Source organism: Rhodococcus sp. NPDC057135, assembly GCF_042670865.1.
In the GTDB taxonomy this organism is placed as follows: domain Bacteria; phylum Actinomycetota; class Actinomycetes; order Mycobacteriales; family Mycobacteriaceae; genus Rhodococcus_F.
This window is the reverse complement of record NZ_JBHUUU010000008.1, coordinates 17,847-33,612: the sequence shown is the minus strand read 5'-3', so window position 1 is coordinate 33,612 and position 15,766 is coordinate 17,847. Positions and strand designations below refer to the sequence as shown.

At 64.0% G+C, this 15,766-nt stretch carries 12 protein-coding genes; 3 read left to right on the top strand and 9 right to left on the bottom strand.

The window, feature by feature from the left end:
• Nucleotides 1-16 precede the first annotated feature (16 nt).
• From ACFT1A_RS16480 to ACFT1A_RS16470, 3 genes are read right to left on the bottom strand one after another with little or no spacing between them, the layout of a single operon-like run.
• Nucleotides 17-442 carry a DUF4233 domain-containing protein gene (locus ACFT1A_RS16480; RefSeq protein ID WP_378447857.1) on the bottom strand — a complete coding sequence of 142 codons (426 nt, stop codon included), beginning with the start codon at nt 440-442 and terminating at the stop codon, nt 17-19.
• Entirely contained in the window at nt 439-1,878 is a 1,440-nt protein-coding gene (locus ACFT1A_RS16475) for a folylpolyglutamate synthase/dihydrofolate synthase family protein (protein WP_073512181.1), read from the bottom strand. Before ACFT1A_RS16475 ends, ACFT1A_RS16480 begins: the two co-directional genes overlap by 4 nt.
• A complete protein-coding gene (locus tag ACFT1A_RS16470; RefSeq protein ID WP_378447856.1) occupies nt 1,875-4,556 on the bottom strand; it encodes a valine--tRNA ligase in 2,682 nt (893 codons plus the stop codon). Before ACFT1A_RS16470 ends, ACFT1A_RS16475 begins: the two co-directional genes overlap by 4 nt.
• A gap of 174 nt (nt 4,557-4,730) precedes the next feature.
• Here ACFT1A_RS16470 and ACFT1A_RS16465 point away from each other — a divergent pair, with 174 nt between their 5' ends.
• A complete protein-coding gene (locus ACFT1A_RS16465; RefSeq protein WP_378447855.1) occupies nt 4,731-5,432 on the top strand; it encodes a hypothetical protein in 702 nt (233 codons plus the stop codon).
• A 71-nt stretch (nt 5,433-5,503) separates the two neighbouring features.
• On the opposite strand, the gene ACFT1A_RS16460 is transcribed toward ACFT1A_RS16465, so the two are convergent.
• From ACFT1A_RS16460 to ACFT1A_RS16450, 3 genes are all read right to left on the bottom strand, one after another.
• Nucleotides 5,504-7,537, bottom strand: coding sequence for a prolyl oligopeptidase family serine peptidase (locus ACFT1A_RS16460; RefSeq protein WP_378447854.1), 2,034 nt, complete (start codon nt 7,535-7,537; stop codon nt 5,504-5,506).
• Between the two features lie 12 nt (nt 7,538-7,549).
• On the bottom strand, nt 7,550-8,164 hold the full coding sequence (locus ACFT1A_RS16455) for a GNAT family N-acetyltransferase (protein ID WP_378447853.1): 615 nt from the start codon (nt 8,162-8,164) through the stop codon (nt 7,550-7,552).
• A gap of 63 nt (nt 8,165-8,227) precedes the next feature.
• Nucleotides 8,228-9,235, bottom strand: a complete 1,008-nt coding sequence (locus tag ACFT1A_RS16450) for an iron-siderophore ABC transporter substrate-binding protein (RefSeq protein ID WP_378447852.1) — start codon at nt 9,233-9,235, stop codon at nt 8,228-8,230.
• A gap of 120 nt (nt 9,236-9,355) precedes the next feature.
• Between ACFT1A_RS16450 and ACFT1A_RS16445 the strand changes: the two genes are divergently transcribed.
• The gene (locus ACFT1A_RS16445) at nt 9,356-11,665 is read left to right on the top strand and encodes an FdhF/YdeP family oxidoreductase (protein WP_378447851.1); all 2,310 of its coding nucleotides are present in this window, start codon (nt 9,356-9,358) and stop codon (nt 11,663-11,665) included.
• A 1-nt stretch (nt 11,666) separates the two neighbouring features.
• The gene (gene fdhD / locus ACFT1A_RS16440; protein ID WP_378447850.1) at nt 11,667-12,536 is read left to right on the top strand and encodes a formate dehydrogenase accessory sulfurtransferase FdhD; all 870 of its coding nucleotides are present in this window, start codon (nt 11,667-11,669) and stop codon (nt 12,534-12,536) included.
• Here fdhD and ACFT1A_RS16435 read toward each other — a convergent pair.
• The 3 genes from ACFT1A_RS16435 to aroQ are packed head-to-tail and all read right to left on the bottom strand — an operon-like array spanning nt 12,487 to nt 15,724.
• Entirely contained in the window at nt 12,487-14,400 is a 1,914-nt protein-coding gene (locus ACFT1A_RS16435; RefSeq protein WP_378447849.1) for a TIM barrel protein, read from the bottom strand. The two genes, fdhD and ACFT1A_RS16435, sit on opposite strands and share 50 nt — an antisense overlap.
• Complete coding sequence (locus ACFT1A_RS16430) at nt 14,397-15,275, bottom strand: shikimate dehydrogenase (RefSeq protein WP_378447848.1); 879 nt, start codon at nt 15,273-15,275, stop codon at nt 14,397-14,399. The genes ACFT1A_RS16435 and ACFT1A_RS16430 overlap by 4 nt, the downstream gene beginning before the upstream one ends.
• The gene (gene aroQ, locus ACFT1A_RS16425) at nt 15,275-15,724 is read right to left on the bottom strand and encodes a type II 3-dehydroquinate dehydratase (RefSeq protein ID WP_378447847.1); all 450 of its coding nucleotides are present in this window, start codon (nt 15,722-15,724) and stop codon (nt 15,275-15,277) included. The genes ACFT1A_RS16430 and aroQ overlap by 1 nt, the downstream gene beginning before the upstream one ends.
• Nucleotides 15,725-15,766 lie beyond the last annotated feature (42 nt).

Sequence of the window (15,766 nt, the reverse complement as noted above, 5' to 3'; positions counted from 1 at the left end):
CGGACAGCCTAAATGGTCAGTCCCGCTGGCCGGGAAGCAGGCCCTTGTCCATCCGGCGCTTGATGTCTCTCTGCAGGTAGACGAGGTATCCCCAGACGATCCCGAAGGTGATGGCCACACCCACGATCGACGGGTGGACGAAGAAACCGAACAGAAGAATCACCTGCAGTGCGACGTTGAACCCCATCGCCCACGGCTTTCCCTGGACTCCGGCTCCCAGAATCATCAGTACCGCCAAGCCGATGATGAATCCGGCCGAGAGCGCGGTGAGGCCACCGCCGACTACCGCAACGACCGGCAATGCCAGCAGCACGACGATCGCCTCGAGGATCAGAGTTCCGGCCATCACTCCGCGGAAACTCTTCCACGGGTCCTTGGTCGGAGGCCCGAACTCACCGGCAGTGTCGCCGGACTCGGGATTGGATTCTGACGGGGTGCTCACGCGGGGTCCTTTCCGAACAGCGTGCGGGCGGCGCCTGCGGTCACGACGGATCCCGTCACCACGACACCTGCCCCTGATACGGCTTCACCGGGTTCGGCGACCTGCTCGGCGATTTCGATCGCGACTTCCAAGGCGTCGGCAAGCACCGGTGCGACGACGACGCGCTCGTCGCCGAACTTCGCGACGGCAATGTTGGCCAGTTCCTCGACGTCCATCGCCCGGGGTGATCCGTTGTGAGTGACGACGATCTCGTCGAAGACGGATTCGAATGCGGTCAAGATTGCGTCGACGTCCTTGTCCGCCATGACGCTGACCACTCCCACGAGCTTGCGGAAGTCGAACTCCGCGGCCAGTGCGGCCGCGAGGGCGCGGGCACCGTCGGGATTGTGGGCGGCGTCGAGAAATACGGTCGGCGCACTCCGAACACGTTCGAGGCGACCAGGATTGACGATCGAGGCGAACCCGTTGCGGATTGCATCCTGATCGAGTTGTCGATCCGGACCGGCACCGAAGAACGCTTCGACAGCCGCGAGCGCGAGAGCCGCATTGCGTGCCTGATGCTCGCCGTGCAGCGGGAGGAAGATGTCGGTGTACACACCGCTCAAACCCTGGAGTTCGAGCTGCTGTCCGCCCACCGCGATCTGGCGAGCAAGCACCTTGAACTCCGAGCCCTCGCGAGCGACCGCAGCTTCGACCTCGACTGCTCGCCGCAGCAGTACCTCCATGACTTCGGGAGTCTGCTCGGCGATGATCGCGACGGTGTCCACCGGAACCAGGTCCTCGCGGCCCTTCTTGATGATTCCGGCCTTCTCCTCCGCGATCCCGGCCAGGTCGGTACCCAGATACTCGGCGTGATCGAGACTGATCGGGGTGATCACCGCGACCTGTCCGTCGATCACGTTGGTGGCGTCCCAGCGTCCGCCGAGGCCGACCTCGACCACGGCGACGTCGACCGGTGCCTCAGCGAATGCCGCATAGGCCATCGCGGTGAGCACTTCGAACTTGCTCATCGCCGGTCCCCCGGCTTCCTCGGACTGTGCGTCGATCATCTGCACGTACGGTTCGATCTCGCGGAACGTGTCCACGTAGAGCCGCGGTGAGATCGGATGACCGTCGATGCTGATCCGCTCGGTCGCGATCTGCAGATGAGGGCTGGTGGTTCGGCCGGTACGACGATGCAGAGCGCTCATCAAAGAGTCGATCATGCGCGTGACCGACGTCTTGCCGTTGGTCCCCGTCACGTGCACCGATGGATAGTTGTGCTGCGGCGAGCCCAGCACGTCCATCAGCGCCTCGATACGGGTCAGTGACGGCTCGATCTTGGTCTCGGGCCAACGCTTGTCGAGTTCGGCCTCGACCAGCGCCAGCTCGGCGATGTCGACCGGAGTCGGAACCGAACTCTGAGCGTCGAACTGGGACGGCTCGTACGAACTCACTTGTCGGCCAACTCCTTCAGACGTCCTGTGATGCGCTCGATCTCTTCGACGGCGATCTGGCGACGGTTCTTGATCTTGTCGACGACGGCGTCGGGCGCCTTCGCCAAGAAGGCCTCGTTCGCAAGCTTGTTGTCGGCGGTGACGAGTTCCTTCTGCGCTGCCGCGAGGTCCTTTTCGAGCCGCTTCTTCTCGGCACCGAGGTCGATGGTGCCCGAGGTGTCGATGTCGACCGTGACGGTGCCCTGGCTCAGACGCACCTCGACGGAGATCGATGCGGTGAATCCCTCTTCGGGTTCGGTCAGCTTGGCCAGCGCTGCCACGTAGGCGAACTGGCCGTCCATGCCGGCCTCCGAAAGCCCGGACGCACGCGCCGGGACCTTCTGGGAAGGCTTGAGCCCCTGATCGTTTCGGAAACGTCGCACCTCGGTGATTAGTTTCTGGGTGTCTTCGATCCGGGTGGCGGCCGCAGTGTCGACTGCGACCCCGGACAGCGTCGGCCAGTCGGCGACGACGACGGATTCGCCTCCGGTGAGCACCTTCCAGAGGGTTTCGGTCACGAACGGGATGACCGGGTGCAGGAGGCGGAGCAGTGCATCGAGAACGTTACCGAGCACTGCGCGGGTGTTCGCGGCGACGGCCTCGTCGTCGGCGAACTGCACCTTGGCGAGTTCGAGGTACCAGTCACAGACCTCGTCCCACGCGAAGTGGAACAGGCCTTCGCATGCCTTGCTGAACTCGTAGCGATCGAAAGCGACATCCGCCTCGGCCTGGACCGTGTCGAGACGGTCGAGGATCCAGCGGTCGGCGTCGGTCAGTTCGCTTCGAGCGGGCAGCGGCGCCGGAGCGGCGCCGTTCATCAGCGCGAACTTGGTCGCGTTGAACAACTTGGTCGCGAAGTTGCGTGAGGACTGCGCCGAATCCTCACCGACGGACAGGTCACTGCCCGGGTTGGCCCCGCGTGCGAGTGTGAATCGCAGGGCGTCGGCGCCGAAACGATCCACCCAGTCGAGTGGGTCGATACCGTTGCCGCGAGACTTCGACATCTTCTTGCCGAACTGATCGCGAACCAGTCCGTGCAGGAACACGTCCTTGAACGGCATCTGCGCGCCGGACTTACCCGGACCGGCGGTGATCGACTCGTCCTCGGACACATACGTGCCGAACATCATCATGCGGGCGACCCAGAAGAACAGGATGTCGTAGCCGGTGACGAGAACGCTGGTGGGATAGAACTTTTCGAGTTCGGGTGTCTTGTCGGGCCAACCCATCGTCGAGAAGGGCCACAGTCCGGAGGAGAACCAGGTGTCGAGGACGTCGGGATCCTGGACCCAGCCTTCCGGTGCCGTTTCGTCGGGACCGAAGCACGCAACTTCACCCTCGGGGCCGTACCAGACCGGGATGCGGTGTCCCCACCAGAGCTGGCGGGAAATGCACCAGTCGTGCATGTTGTCGACCCAGTCGAACCAGCGCGGTTCCTGACTTGCCGGGTGAATGACGGTGTCGCCGTTGCGAACCGCGTCGCCGGCGGCCTTGGCCAGGGTTTCGACCTTGACCCACCACTGCAGCGACAGGCGCGGCTCGATAGCTTCACCACTGCGCTCGGAGTGTCCGACGCTGTGCAGGTACGGGCGCTTCTCGGCCACGACACGTCCCTGCTCGGCGAGGGCTTCGCGAACCTTGACGCGAGCCTCGAAGCGGTCCATACCGTCGAATTCGGTTCCCGTGTCGGCAATCTTGCCGGTCTTGTCCATGATGGTGGGCATCGGCAGGTTGTGCCGCAGGCCCATCTCGAAGTCGTTGGGATCGTGAGCCGGCGTGATCTTCACTGCGCCGGTTCCGAACTCGGGATCGACGTAGTCGTCCGCGATGATCGGGATCTGACGCCCGGTGAACGGATGATCGAGAGTTGTGCCGATGAGGTGCTTGTAGCGCTCGTCTTCGGGATGGACAGCCACTGCGGTATCACCGAGCATCGTCTCGACGCGGGTGGTCGCGACGATGACGTGCGGCTCGTTGTCGTCGAGCGAGCCGTAGCGCAGGGAGACCAGCTCACCCTCGACGTCCTCGAACTTCACCTCGATGTCGGAGATCGCGGTCTGCAACACCGGCGACCAGTTCACGAGACGCTCGGCGCGGTAGATCAGGCCTTCGTCGAACATGCGCTTGAAGACGGTCTGGACGGCGCGCGAGAGGCCCTCGTCCATCGTGAAACGATCGCGGCTCCAGTCGACGCCGTCACCGATGCGCCGCATCTGGCCACCGATGGTTCCGCCGGATTCGCGCTTCCAGTCCCAGACCTTGTCGATGAACAGCTCGCGGCCGAAATCTTCCTTGGTCTTGCCGTCGGCAGCGAGTTGCTTCTCGACGACGGACTGCGTGGCGATTCCGGCGTGGTCCATGCCCGGCAGCCACAGAACCTCGTAGCCCTGCATCCGCTTGCGGCGGCTGAGCACGTCCATGAGTGTGTGATCGAGGGCATGACCCATGTGCAGGCTGCCGGTGACGTTCGGGGGCGGCAGCACGATGGAGTAGCCGGGCTTGTCGCTGGTCGCGTCGGCCTGGAAGTACCCGGCGTCTACCCAGCCTCGATACAGATCGGCCTCTACCGCGCTGGGGTCCCAGCTCTTGGGTAGGGCGTCGGCGGGGGTCTGGGGGTTCTCTGGAGCTGCACTGGTCACCACTTGATCCTAATGACTCCCCCGTCGTGAACGAATTCGCCCGTCAGGCGTCGCGGTGGCCACGAACGACGGTCCCCGCAGTCCGGGGGTCAGCCGAACAAACGATATTCACCGATCCGCTCCGCTGACAGGATCGCTCTGAAGGACGACCGACCAACGACCTGTGGAGCAAATATGTTGAACAACTGGAGTTCTCGCCGTCCCGGCGTTCGAACCTTGGCGGCTGCCGCGACGATCGGAGCGGCGGTTGCCCTGGTGCTTCCGGCGACTGCGTCCGCTGCACCCGGCATCGAAGGAAGCGTGCAGGGAAGCGTCGACAGTGGCAGCGCCACGATCAACGGAAGCGTGGGCGACCTGGGGAACGACATCGCGAACGGCATCGCCAGCGGCAGCGTGGGCGACATCGTCGGCGGAATCGCCACGGGGAACGTGAACGACATCATCGGCGGCCTGTCCGCAGGCTCGACCAGCGCTACGGACATCGTCAACGGCCTGGCCAGCGGCAATGTCAGGGACATTCTCAGTGGCCTGGCCAGCGGCAGCGGCGGCGGCGGATCGTTTGCACCCACGCAGCGCTGCGACGCCTCCACGGTCTCCGGCGGCGCAGGAATCACCAGCACCAAGCACGAACTCGGCCGCGGTGGCCCGACGTCGTTCGTGCTCGGCTACGAGACCGAAAACGTCCCGGACCTGATCGAGGTGTACTACGAAGGTCGGTTGATCCACAGCACCGGATACATCGGCGACAACATCAACGAGGGAACCGGTTCGGCGGTCGTCAACGTGCCCGCCGGCGGGGCCTCGTCCGTCCTGGTCCGTGTTACCGGCCCCGACCACACCGAGTGGGCCTACACCGTTCGCTGCCCCGGCGCCTGATTCCGGTCCGGATCCGCGCGAAGAAGATTGTGCCTCGTTCGGCCGTTGCGGCCGAACGAGGCACGCGCAGTTCAGCCCAGAATTTCCGGCAGGGCGACATCTTCCCCGAGAATGTGCTCGGAGAGGAACGCGGTGACCACCTCGTACCAGATCTTGGTGTGCTGCGGCTTGAGCACCCAGTGATTCTCGTCCGGGAAATACAGGAAGCGATGGTCCGTTTTCCCGTCGTCGTCGGCGGGCAGACCTGACTCCGCAAGCAGTTCGTACCAGAGCCGCAAGCCCTCACCGATCGGAACCCGATAGTCCTTGTCGCCGTGGATCACCAGCATCGGCGTCGTGATGTCTGCGACGTACAGATGCGGCGAGTTCTCGACGGCCATCTCGGGCGACATCTCGCGCTGCCAGTACCAGGCAGCGTCCGTGGTCGGGCCGAATTGGTCCAGTGCCCAGAGACTTGCGTGGGTGACGATGGCGTCGAAACGGTTGGTATGGCCGGCGATCCAGTTGGCCATGTAACCGCCGAACGAACCACCCATCGCGCCTGTCCGCTTGGGGTCGATCTCGGGCTGCGCGACGGCAGCATCGGTGATCGCCATCAGATCGGTGAAAGGCGCCTTGCCCCACTGACCCCACCCGCGCTGAACGAAATCCTGGCCGTATCCGGTCGAGAGCGCGGGATCGGGCAGCAGTACCGCATAGCCCTTGGCGACGAGCAGCCACGGATTCCACCGCCAGGACCAGGTGTTCCACGAACCGAGGGGCCCGCCGTGGACCCAGAGAAGCAATGGCACCGGTGCATGCGGCGCGGCGCCGGTCGGCAGCGCCAACCAGCTACGCACCGTCGAACCGTCCTCGGCGCGCGCAGTGATCTCGGTCAGCGTTCCCGGCAGCTCCGGCAGCGGGTCGGGTCCACGAAGTGCGGTGATCTCCCCTGATCGAAGATCCACCCGCACCACGTGCGGGGGCGCTTCGTACGAAGCCCGCAACGCGTAAATCGACTCACCGTCCGGCGCCACTCGAACGTCGGTGTACGCCGCGTCGTCGGCTGTCAGGCGAACCGGTTGGCCCCACAGGTCGATCGTGAAGATCGGACCGCGGCCGCCGTCGTCAGCGGTGACCACCAGCCCGGATCCGTCGGGTAGCCAGGCCAGGGAGGTAGGCCAGCGATCCCAACCGTCGGCAACCCCGGTCACGGCACCGGATCCGAAGTCGTAGAGCTGCAGAGTCATTCGCGGCGCGGACTCCGGCGTGGTGAGAGTCTCCCGAATGAACGCGAGCTTGGTTCCGTCCGGCGAGAGCACCGGGTTGTAGACGTCCGCGTCCGCCTCGTCGACGAGGGTGGTTCGGTCGCCGGTCACCGTGTCGATCCGAACCAACGTCGATCGGCGGGCGGCACTCGGATCGCCGACAGTCCACGTCGTCACCACGAAGAGACCGTCGTCGGAGATCGTGGTCGACGTCTCTCGCAGCGCCGCGCCTGCAGTTGGCGTGATGTCCCGCAATTCGACGGATTCCTTCGAATCCGTCTCAGCCACAACCAGATGCGGATGATCGGGCCCCAGGTCGTGGTCCCAGTGCCGCACCGGATAACCGGTGTGCAGCATCGCCGTGACCTTCTTGTCCTTGCGCGCCGATCGCACCTGATCGTCCTGGTCGAGACTGATCGCCGAAGCCATGACCGACGTCTGGGCCACGAACGTCGGCGCCGCCTTGGCCGCTGATACCGACGAGACGCCACCGGGACGTGAGATCAGCAGCTGAGCTTCTCCGCCCGCCGCAGGTAGACGCCACAGTGCGGGTTGCGGGTCATTCTCGCCCGGCACCGCTCGCGTGGCGGTGAAGAGCACGTCGCCGTCGAACGCGAAGGCAGCACCGGACTCGCTGGTCGAACCCCAGGTCAACCGACGCGCAGGACGTCGACCTTCCGGGTCGATCTCCCACAACGAGGACACGTATTCGGCGCTCTTGTCGTCGAGAACTGCGCGCGCGCAGATGAGCAGCGAGCCGTCTGGCGACAACACCAGGCCGGACAACCTGGCCAGAGCGATGTAGTCGTCGAGTTCGTCGAACGGTGTGCCTGCGTGGAGCTCGGGAATCTGGGTCACCACTAGTTGGTATCACGCGCCCCGCGGTTGACGCATCATTGCGTAGATCGTCGGCCCGCCGCCCGGCATGACGATGTCGCGGGTCACTTCGAAACCGAAGCGGTTGTAGTACGGGATGTTCGATTCCTTGCTGCTCTCGAGGTAAGCGTCGACATGTTCACGGTCGCAACGCTCCAACCGGGAGTTCAGCAGCGCTTTGCCGTATCCCCCACCTCGAGCTGCACTGCCGGTCCCGACGGTCGCGAGATACCAATGCGGCGAATTCGGATGTGCTCCTTCGAGAACGGAGCTGACCTCGGCCGCATGTCGCAATCCGCTGCCGAAGACACGCACCATTGCGGGCAAGCTCATGAGCCCGGAGATCCACGACTGCTTCCATCGCCCCGGCGGATCCCACAGAGTTGCCCCGCCGATCACGCCGTTGTCATCGGTGGCCACCTCGACACCGCCACCGGCGAGGTGGTGGTAACGAGCTTCTGCGGCAAACAGTTTCGTCAGACGATCAGCCCTGGTGGCTTCGTTCGGCAACATCCACGCCATCAAGGGATCGTCCTCGAACGCCTCGGCCAACACCGCCGACAGTGCCGGAACATCGGATCGGACAGCCGGCCGCACGTGTACACCCATGAGGCGAGAGTACCGCCGACTGTCCGAATCCCCGGTGCTTGAACCGAGCTGTCCGTGAACCGATCAGACGAGTAAGCCCGCAATCCGCGGCGGAATCTGTTCGAGCGCGTACGGCAGGCTCAGTACGGTGCTCCACGTCATGGCTTCGGCAGCAGCGTCTTCCAGGATGATCGCGCGGCCGTCCTTCACGACGTCGAGTTCCTGGTAGATCGGGGTTTTGTCCAATTCCGCGCGAAGCTTGTCGCCGTAACCACCACCGGCGTACCAGACGAGTACGTCGACGTCGGCAAGAGAGAGTTGCTCGGTGCTGATCTCGGCGAAGTTACCCGTGATCTGATCGGTGACAGGCGGATTCACGAATCCGAGTTCGGTGAAGAACCGCACCTTGGGGTCTTCCGGTCCGTAGACCCCGAACTGCCCCGGCCCCTTCAACGCGCCCACCAGAACGGTCTTGCCCGCAAACGCCGGATTGGCCGTCTTCACGTCGGCGAACTTCTCCTCGACGCCGGCGATCAGTTCGGTGGCCTTTCCCTGCTGCCCCAAGGCCTCGCCGATGACGGTCGTCTGGTTCTGCCAGGGGATTCCGTAATCCGCGAACTCCTTCGGCTGTGCCACTGTCGGCGCGATGGCACTGAGTTTGTCGTACTGCGCCTGAGTGAGCCCGGAGTAGGTGCCCACAATGAGGTCGGGTGTCACGGAGGCGACCTTCTCGATCTGAATGGTGGTGCCCGCGGTTCCGATGATCTCCGGAGTCGACCCGTTCAGCAGAGGTTGCGCCCACGGCCACACACCCGAGGGGTAGTCGCCGTACCAGTCGAAGGTTCCGACCAAGGTCCCGCCGAGCGCGAGAATCGCATCCTGATCGTTGTATCCGACACTGACGATCCGCTGCGGATCCTTCGGCAGTTCGGTGGTACCGAACTTGTGTGTGATCGATCCCGCAGTATCACCGCTGGGGGGCGTGTCCTCGTCGTTCGAACTGGAGCAGGCTGCGGCGAATGCCAGCAACGCTCCCGACGTGCCGATCAGAAATCCGCGCCGGGTCAGCCGACCTGCGTCCGTTCGATCCATGTTCTTGCCCCTTAAGTCCGCTGGTTCGGTAGGTAAGGCTAGCCGATGAATGTCGCATTCCGGCGAGTTCGACCGGGCCATTCGATGGCAGTACCGGCTCGTTCGGGCCACTATGGAGACATGACGCGCCAGGGCCCCTCGAAAGACATCGACGAATCAGATCTCGAAGTCACGCATCCCAAGGACTACGCCGCCGGAGTACCGGCCGTCCTGGTGTCGCTGCAACGCGGAATCGAGCAGATGGGGGCCTTGCGGACCGCCCGAACGCTCACCAGGCTCAACCAGCGTCACGGCTTCGACTGCCCGGGGTGCGCATGGCCCGAGACTCCCGGACATCGCAAGCCCGCCGAGTTCTGCGAGAACGGCGCGAAGGCTGTTGCCGAGGAAGCAACGCTTCGCACCGTCACACCCGAGTTCTTCGCGGAGCACTCGATCGCCGACCTCGAAGGCAAGACCGATTACTGGCTCGGGCAGCAGGGCCGACTGACACACCCGATGGTTCTGACGCCGGGCGCAACCCACTATCAGCCGATCGACTGGGACGGCGCGTACGCACTGATCGCCGAACATCTGAACGGCCTCGCGTCGCCGGACGAGGCGGTGTTCTACACCTCCGGTCGCACTTCCAACGAAGCAGCTTTTCTCTACCAGTTGATGATTCGGAGCTACGGCACCAACAACATGCCCGACTGTTCCAACATGTGTCACGAGTCGTCCGGGAGCGCGCTGACCGAATCCATCGGCATCGGCAAAGGTTCGGTGACCGTCCCCGACCTCGAGAACGCCGATCTCATCCTCATCGCCGGGCAGAATCCCGGCACGAACCACCCTCGAATGCTCTCGACGCTGGAGAAGGCAAAGGGCAACGGCGCCAAGATCATTGCCATCAATCCCCTGCCCGAAGCGGGATTGCGACGGTTCAAGGATCCGCAGAAGGTGTCCGGCGTGATCGGGCACGGAGTCGAGATCGCGGACGAGTTCCTGCAGATCCGGCTGGGCGGAGACATGGCGCTGTTCCAGGGCCTGGGGAAACTGCTGCTCGAACAGGAAGATCGCGCTCCCGGTACCGTCGTCGATCGCGCATTCGTCGACCGGTACTGCGCCGGTTGGGACGAGTACGAGAAGCATATCCGCGCAGTCGATCTCGACACCGTGATCGAAGCGACGGGCCTGTCGATGGCGCAACTCGAGGAAACAGCCGCCGCCCTGGTCCGATCCGAACGAACAGTCACCTGCTGGGCCATGGGCATCACTCAGCACACACACGGAGTCGCCACCATCGAGGAAGCGGTCAACCTGTTGCTCATGCGCGGGATGATGGGCAAACCAGGTGCAGGCGTCTGCCCCGTGCGAGGACACTCCAACGTCCAGGGTGACCGCACGATGGGCATCTGGGAGAAGATGCCGGAAGAGTTCCTGGCCGCGCTCGACACCGAGTTCTCGATCTCGAGCCCACGCAAGCACGGTTGGGACACCGTCGACGCGATCCGCGCCATGAACGCCGGCAAGGCAAGCTTCTTCATGGCGATGGGCGGCAACTTCATCCAGGCCAGCCCGGACACTGCGGCCACCGAAACGGCATTGCGCCAGTGCGAACTCACCGTGCAGGTTTCCACCAAGCTGAATCGCAGTCACGTGGTCCACGGGCAGACCGCGATCATCCTCCCCACCCTCGGACGCACCGACCTCGACGTCCAAGCCGGCGGAAAGCAGCTTGTCTCCGTGGAGGATTCGATGTCCATGGTGCACCTGTCCCGCGGACGCCTCACACCGGTCAGCCCTTACCTGCGCAGTGAAGTCGCCATCATCTGCCAACTCGCCCGCGAACTACTCGGCAGCGATCACTCCGTCCGCTGGTCGGCGTTCGAGCGCAACTACGACCTGATTCGCGATTCCATCTCGCGGGTGGTGCCAGGCTGCGAAAACTACAACACCCGCGTCCGTGAGCCCGACGGATTCCAGCTCCCCCACCCACCACGTGACTCGCGCGAATTCCGCACGCACACCGGCAAAGCCAACTTCGGCGTGAACGACCTGCACTGGATACCCACTCCCCGTGGCCGTCTGATTCTGCAGACCATGCGAAGCCACGACCAGTACAACACCACGATCTACGGCCTCGACGACAGATACCGCGGCATCAAGGGTGGACGCAAAGTCATCCTCGTCAATGCCGAAGACATCACCGCACTCGGATTCCGCGACGGCGATCTGGTCGACATCGTGTCCGAATGGACAACCCCAGACGGCACTCTCGAAGAGCGTCGGGTCACGCAGTTCCGCATCGTCTCCTACGACACCCCACGCGGTAATGCGGCGGCGTACTACCCCGAGACGAATCCCCTCGTTCCCCTCGAACACGTTGCAGCCAAGTCGAACACACCGGTCTCGAAGGCAGTCACCGTTCGACTCGAAGCTTCAGGCGTCTGAGATGGGACGAGTCACCACACGAACACCGGTCGTTCGAATCTCGGGCGATCGGGTCGTCACGCGCCCCGACACGCTGGCCGTCGAGGAACCACTCGAAATGAGGGTCGGCGGCCAGGTGCTGGCCGTGACGATGCGAACACCTGGCAACGACGTCGACCTCGTACACGGATTCCTCCTCAGCGAAGGCATCATCGCCACCCGCGACGACGTGAGCGTCGTCCGCTACTGCGACGGCGTCGACGACACCGGTGCGAACACGTACAACGTCCTCGACATCGCTCTCGCTCCCGGAGTGCCGTTGCCCGATCACACCACCGACCGCAACACCGTGGTCAGTTCCGCGTGCGGAGTGTGCGGCAAGACCTCACTCGACGCCGTCCGGACCACGACGCGTCATCCGTTGGTCGGTGACACCACTTCCGTCACCTCCACCACCCTGTCGGCCATGCCGGTCACGCTGCGGGAGAGCCAACGGATCTTCGAACGCACCGGCGGCCTGCACGCGGCCGGATTGTTCACCGCCACCGGCGAACTCCTGGCACTGCGTGAGGACGTCGGCCGTCACAACGCGGTCGACAAGGTGATCGGGTGGGCAATCACCGACGGCCGAGTGCCCCTGTACGACACGATCTTGATCGTCAGCGGTCGGGCGTCGTTCGAACTCGTCCAGAAGGCCGTCATGGCCGGCATTCCGATCCTCGGAGCCGTCTCCGCGCCGTCCTCACTGGCGGTGGAACTAGCGCAGGAGTCCGGGCTGACTCTCGCCGGTTTCATCCGCGGCGATTCGATGAACGTCTACTCGCACCCGCACCGAGTCGAGGTCACGTCGAACTCGCACGCAATTGAGCCGACAGTCGCACAGCGGAGTTGACCTCCCCGTAGCCCTCGTACCCACCCACTCGCTGCACGACCTCGAAGAACAGGTCTCCCCCGACGGTCGGGGTGAACAGGTGGAAGAACTCGCCGTGAGCGTCCGCGTCGTAAAGGATTCCGGCGCTACGCATACGGTCGAGCAGTTCGGCATTCAGTCCGAAACGCGCGTCGAGATCGTCGTAGTAGTTCGGGGAAATAGGTAGCGGCACAAAGCCCCAGTCCTGCATCGACGCGGCAGCACCGAAGATGTTCTCACACGCGAAGGCGACGTGACTGACGCCGCCGCGGCGAACGGTCGGCAGCCCGCTTCGACTGCCCTCCACCATGTTCAGCGAGATGCGCAGGGCCTGTCCGTCGCCGTCTTGAACGAGCGTGAGCGCCTGGCTCCGCATGAGGCCGACGGAATCGGTGACGTCCTGCCCCTCGTGCGGGTGCATCTCGAACACCGACCGCAGGAGCAGCATGATGCCGTCCCAGCTCTCGGCCGGAACTGCAAGCGCCACATGGTCGATCCCGGTGAACACTGCGCCCTGTTCACGATTGCGCTCGGCGGGTAGCGGATAGATCTCGAATGCCGATTCCCACGCCGCAGCACTGCCAGGGCCCCGAAGGTCGATCGACGTCGCGTCGGTGACCTTCAGACGTACGACGTCCGGTACCTCGGAGTTCTCGTCACTCGATCCCGGCAACTGCACTCGCGTCGCCGGCACTTCGAGAGCCAGCGCTCGCTCACCCCACACTTCAGGTTCGGTTGCCCGGATGCCGATCTGAGTCAGAACCGGTAGATCCGCAGGCAGCCCGGGCGCCGTCCACACCGTGCCCGCAGTCGCGTCCACGGCAACGGTGAGCGATCCGTGCCGCCACAACTGCAAATCGTGGTCGTGGTGCCGCCCGAGAAGGTGAAAACCTAGGCGGGAGAGCATCGTGTGCACCTGGTCCTGCTTAGCTGGTCCCGCCGCGATTCGCAGAGACACGATTCCTTCGAGCGGCGTGCGCTCCGGGGCGATGAACAGCGTGGGTCCACCGGCGACCGGGTTCGCGGCAGCGACCTGTTCTTCGAGGTGGAGCAGCGACCGATGAGCGTCGATTGCCGTTCGCTGGGTGTCGGCGCGACGGAATACGTCGTTGAAGATCTCGAGGGACCACGGTCCGTCGTAGCCCGTGGCGTAGACGTGCTGAGCGAAAGCACTCAGGTCGAAACTGCCCTGCCCCGGGAAGTTTCGGTGGTGCCGGCTCCACTGCAGGATGTCCATCGCCAAAAACGGTGCGTCCGCCAACTGGAGGAAGAAGATCTTCTCGCCCGGAATCTCGCGAATTCCGGCGGGATCGTCACCGCGCGAGAGGATGTGGAAGCTGTCCAGACAGGTTCCGAGTGAAGGATGGTCGATCCCTTCGACGATCTTCCATGCGTGGCCGTAGGTGTTGACGTGGGCTCCCCACGCGAGCGCCTCGTACGCAACTTTCTTGCCGTGCTCGGACGCCAATTCGGCGAGAGTTCCGAACTGCTCTGTCAACTGACCGTCGTCGTGACTCGCGGTCGGTAGGGGCGAGGAGCACACCAGGAGCGTCTCGCATCCCAGCTGATCCATCAGCTCGAATTTGCGTTGCACTCGAACAAGATTCCGAGCAAATTGACGTTCGTCCACCGTGTCGAAGTCACGGAACGGCTGATACAGATCGAGGGTGAGCCCCAGATCCGCTGCCCTCGTTCGCAATTCCTTCGGGGACCACGGCGAAGCAACAAAATCCGGCTCGAACACCTCGAAGCCGTCGAAGCCGGCGGCCGCGATGGCGTCGAGCTTCTCCTCGAGAGTGCCGCTCAGCGATACCGTCGCGATCGACGTCCGAACCGGGGCACTCACAGCGCTGCCGCAGTCTGTTCGCCGTGCACCAGTTCGGTCATGTGAGCGAGCATCCGCTTGCTGTCGGGCTCGATGCCCGTGAAGATCCGGAATGCGTCGACGGCCTGGAAGACAGTCATCCCGCCTCCGCTGAGCGTCGGCGCGCCGATCAACCTGGCCTGACGCAACAGTTCCGTTTCGAGCGGGCGGTAGACGATTTCCGCCACCCACAGATCAGGGCGGAGCAGATCCGGGGAGAAGGCCATTCCGGGATGGGCCGCCATTCCCATCGGTGTCGCGTGGATCAATCCGTGTGCGTTGCCGAGCGCTTCGGCGAGGTCGCTCGTGTGCCGCGCCTGCACTACCTGCGCCGGGAACTGCCGCGAGAAGGCATCCGCGAGTTCTTCCGCGCGAGCCAGGCTCGAATCGACCAACGTCAGCGTCCCGACACCGCGGGTGAGCGCGGCATAGGCAACCGCCGCACCTGCTCCGCCCGCACCGAGCTGCACGACGCGATCGAGCTGCGCACCGGGTAGCCCCTCGTCGAAATTCCGTCCGAAGCCCGACCAATCGGTGTTGTGTCCGATCGCCTTGCCGGAGTCGAAGAGGACCGTGTTCACTGCGCCGAGTTTGTCTGCGTCCGGCGAGAGCTCGTCGAGGTGCTCGATCACCAACTGCTTGCACGGGTGAGTGATGTTGAGGCCGCGGAACCCGAAACGTCGTGCATAGGTGAGAAGTTCACCGATGTCCGACGGCGCCATCCCCATCGCATCGAGATCGAGGATGCGGTACACGTACGGCAGGCCCTGTCTGCGCCCTTCTTCCTCGTGCATGATCGGAGTCAAGGAGGCTCCGATGCCGGTGCCGATCAGACCGCAGAGGATCGAATCACTCATCAGTTCTTCCCTTCTCGAATGCAGACGAATTCGACTGCGGCGCTGTAACCGTCGATCCCCAACCCGCAGATGACCGCGTCGGCGATCCCGGACACGTAGGAGTGGTGACGGAATTCTTCGCGGCCGTGGATGTTGCTGATGTGCACCTCCACCACGGGGGCGTCGAGTGTGACCAGTGCGTCTCGCAACGCAACGGAGGTATGCGAATACCCACCGGGATTGATGACGATGCCCGCGACTCTTCCTCTGGCCTCGTGGATCCAATCGATCAGTTGACCCTCGTGGTTCGACTGCTTTGCTTCGACCACCGCTCCGAACTTCTGGGCCGCAACTTCGCAGCGGGAAACGACGTCGTCCAGGGTGTCCGTCCCGTAGAACTCCGGTTGCCGCTGGCCCAACAAATTCAAGTTGGGTCCGTTGAGGACCAGAACCGGCAGAGATGGAGTCATCAGGGCACCTCGGTGTCGACGTTCGAAGCTAATGTACGAACT

What these genes read in the sequence shown, in the direction of transcription:
- ACFT1A_RS16465 (WP_378447855.1), top strand. Translation starts at nt 4,731, where the DNA reads ATGTTGAACAACTGGAGTTCTCGCCGTCCCGGCGTTCGAACCTTGGCG.
- ACFT1A_RS16455 (WP_378447853.1), bottom strand. Translation starts at nt 8,164, where the DNA reads ATGGGTGTACACGTGCGGCCGGCTGTCCGATCCGATGTTCCGGCACTG.
- ACFT1A_RS16450 (WP_378447852.1), bottom strand. Translation starts at nt 9,235, where the DNA reads ATGGATCGAACGGACGCAGGTCGGCTGACCCGGCGCGGATTTCTGATC.
- ACFT1A_RS16445 (WP_378447851.1), top strand. Translation starts at nt 9,356, where the DNA reads ATGACGCGCCAGGGCCCCTCGAAAGACATCGACGAATCAGATCTCGAA.
- fdhD (WP_378447850.1), top strand. Translation starts at nt 11,667, where the DNA reads ATGGGACGAGTCACCACACGAACACCGGTCGTTCGAATCTCGGGCGAT.
- ACFT1A_RS16430 (WP_378447848.1), bottom strand. Translation starts at nt 15,275, where the DNA reads ATGAGTGATTCGATCCTCTGCGGTCTGATCGGCACCGGCATCGGAGCC.
- aroQ (WP_378447847.1), bottom strand. Translation starts at nt 15,724, where the DNA reads ATGACTCCATCTCTGCCGGTTCTGGTCCTCAACGGACCCAACTTGAAT.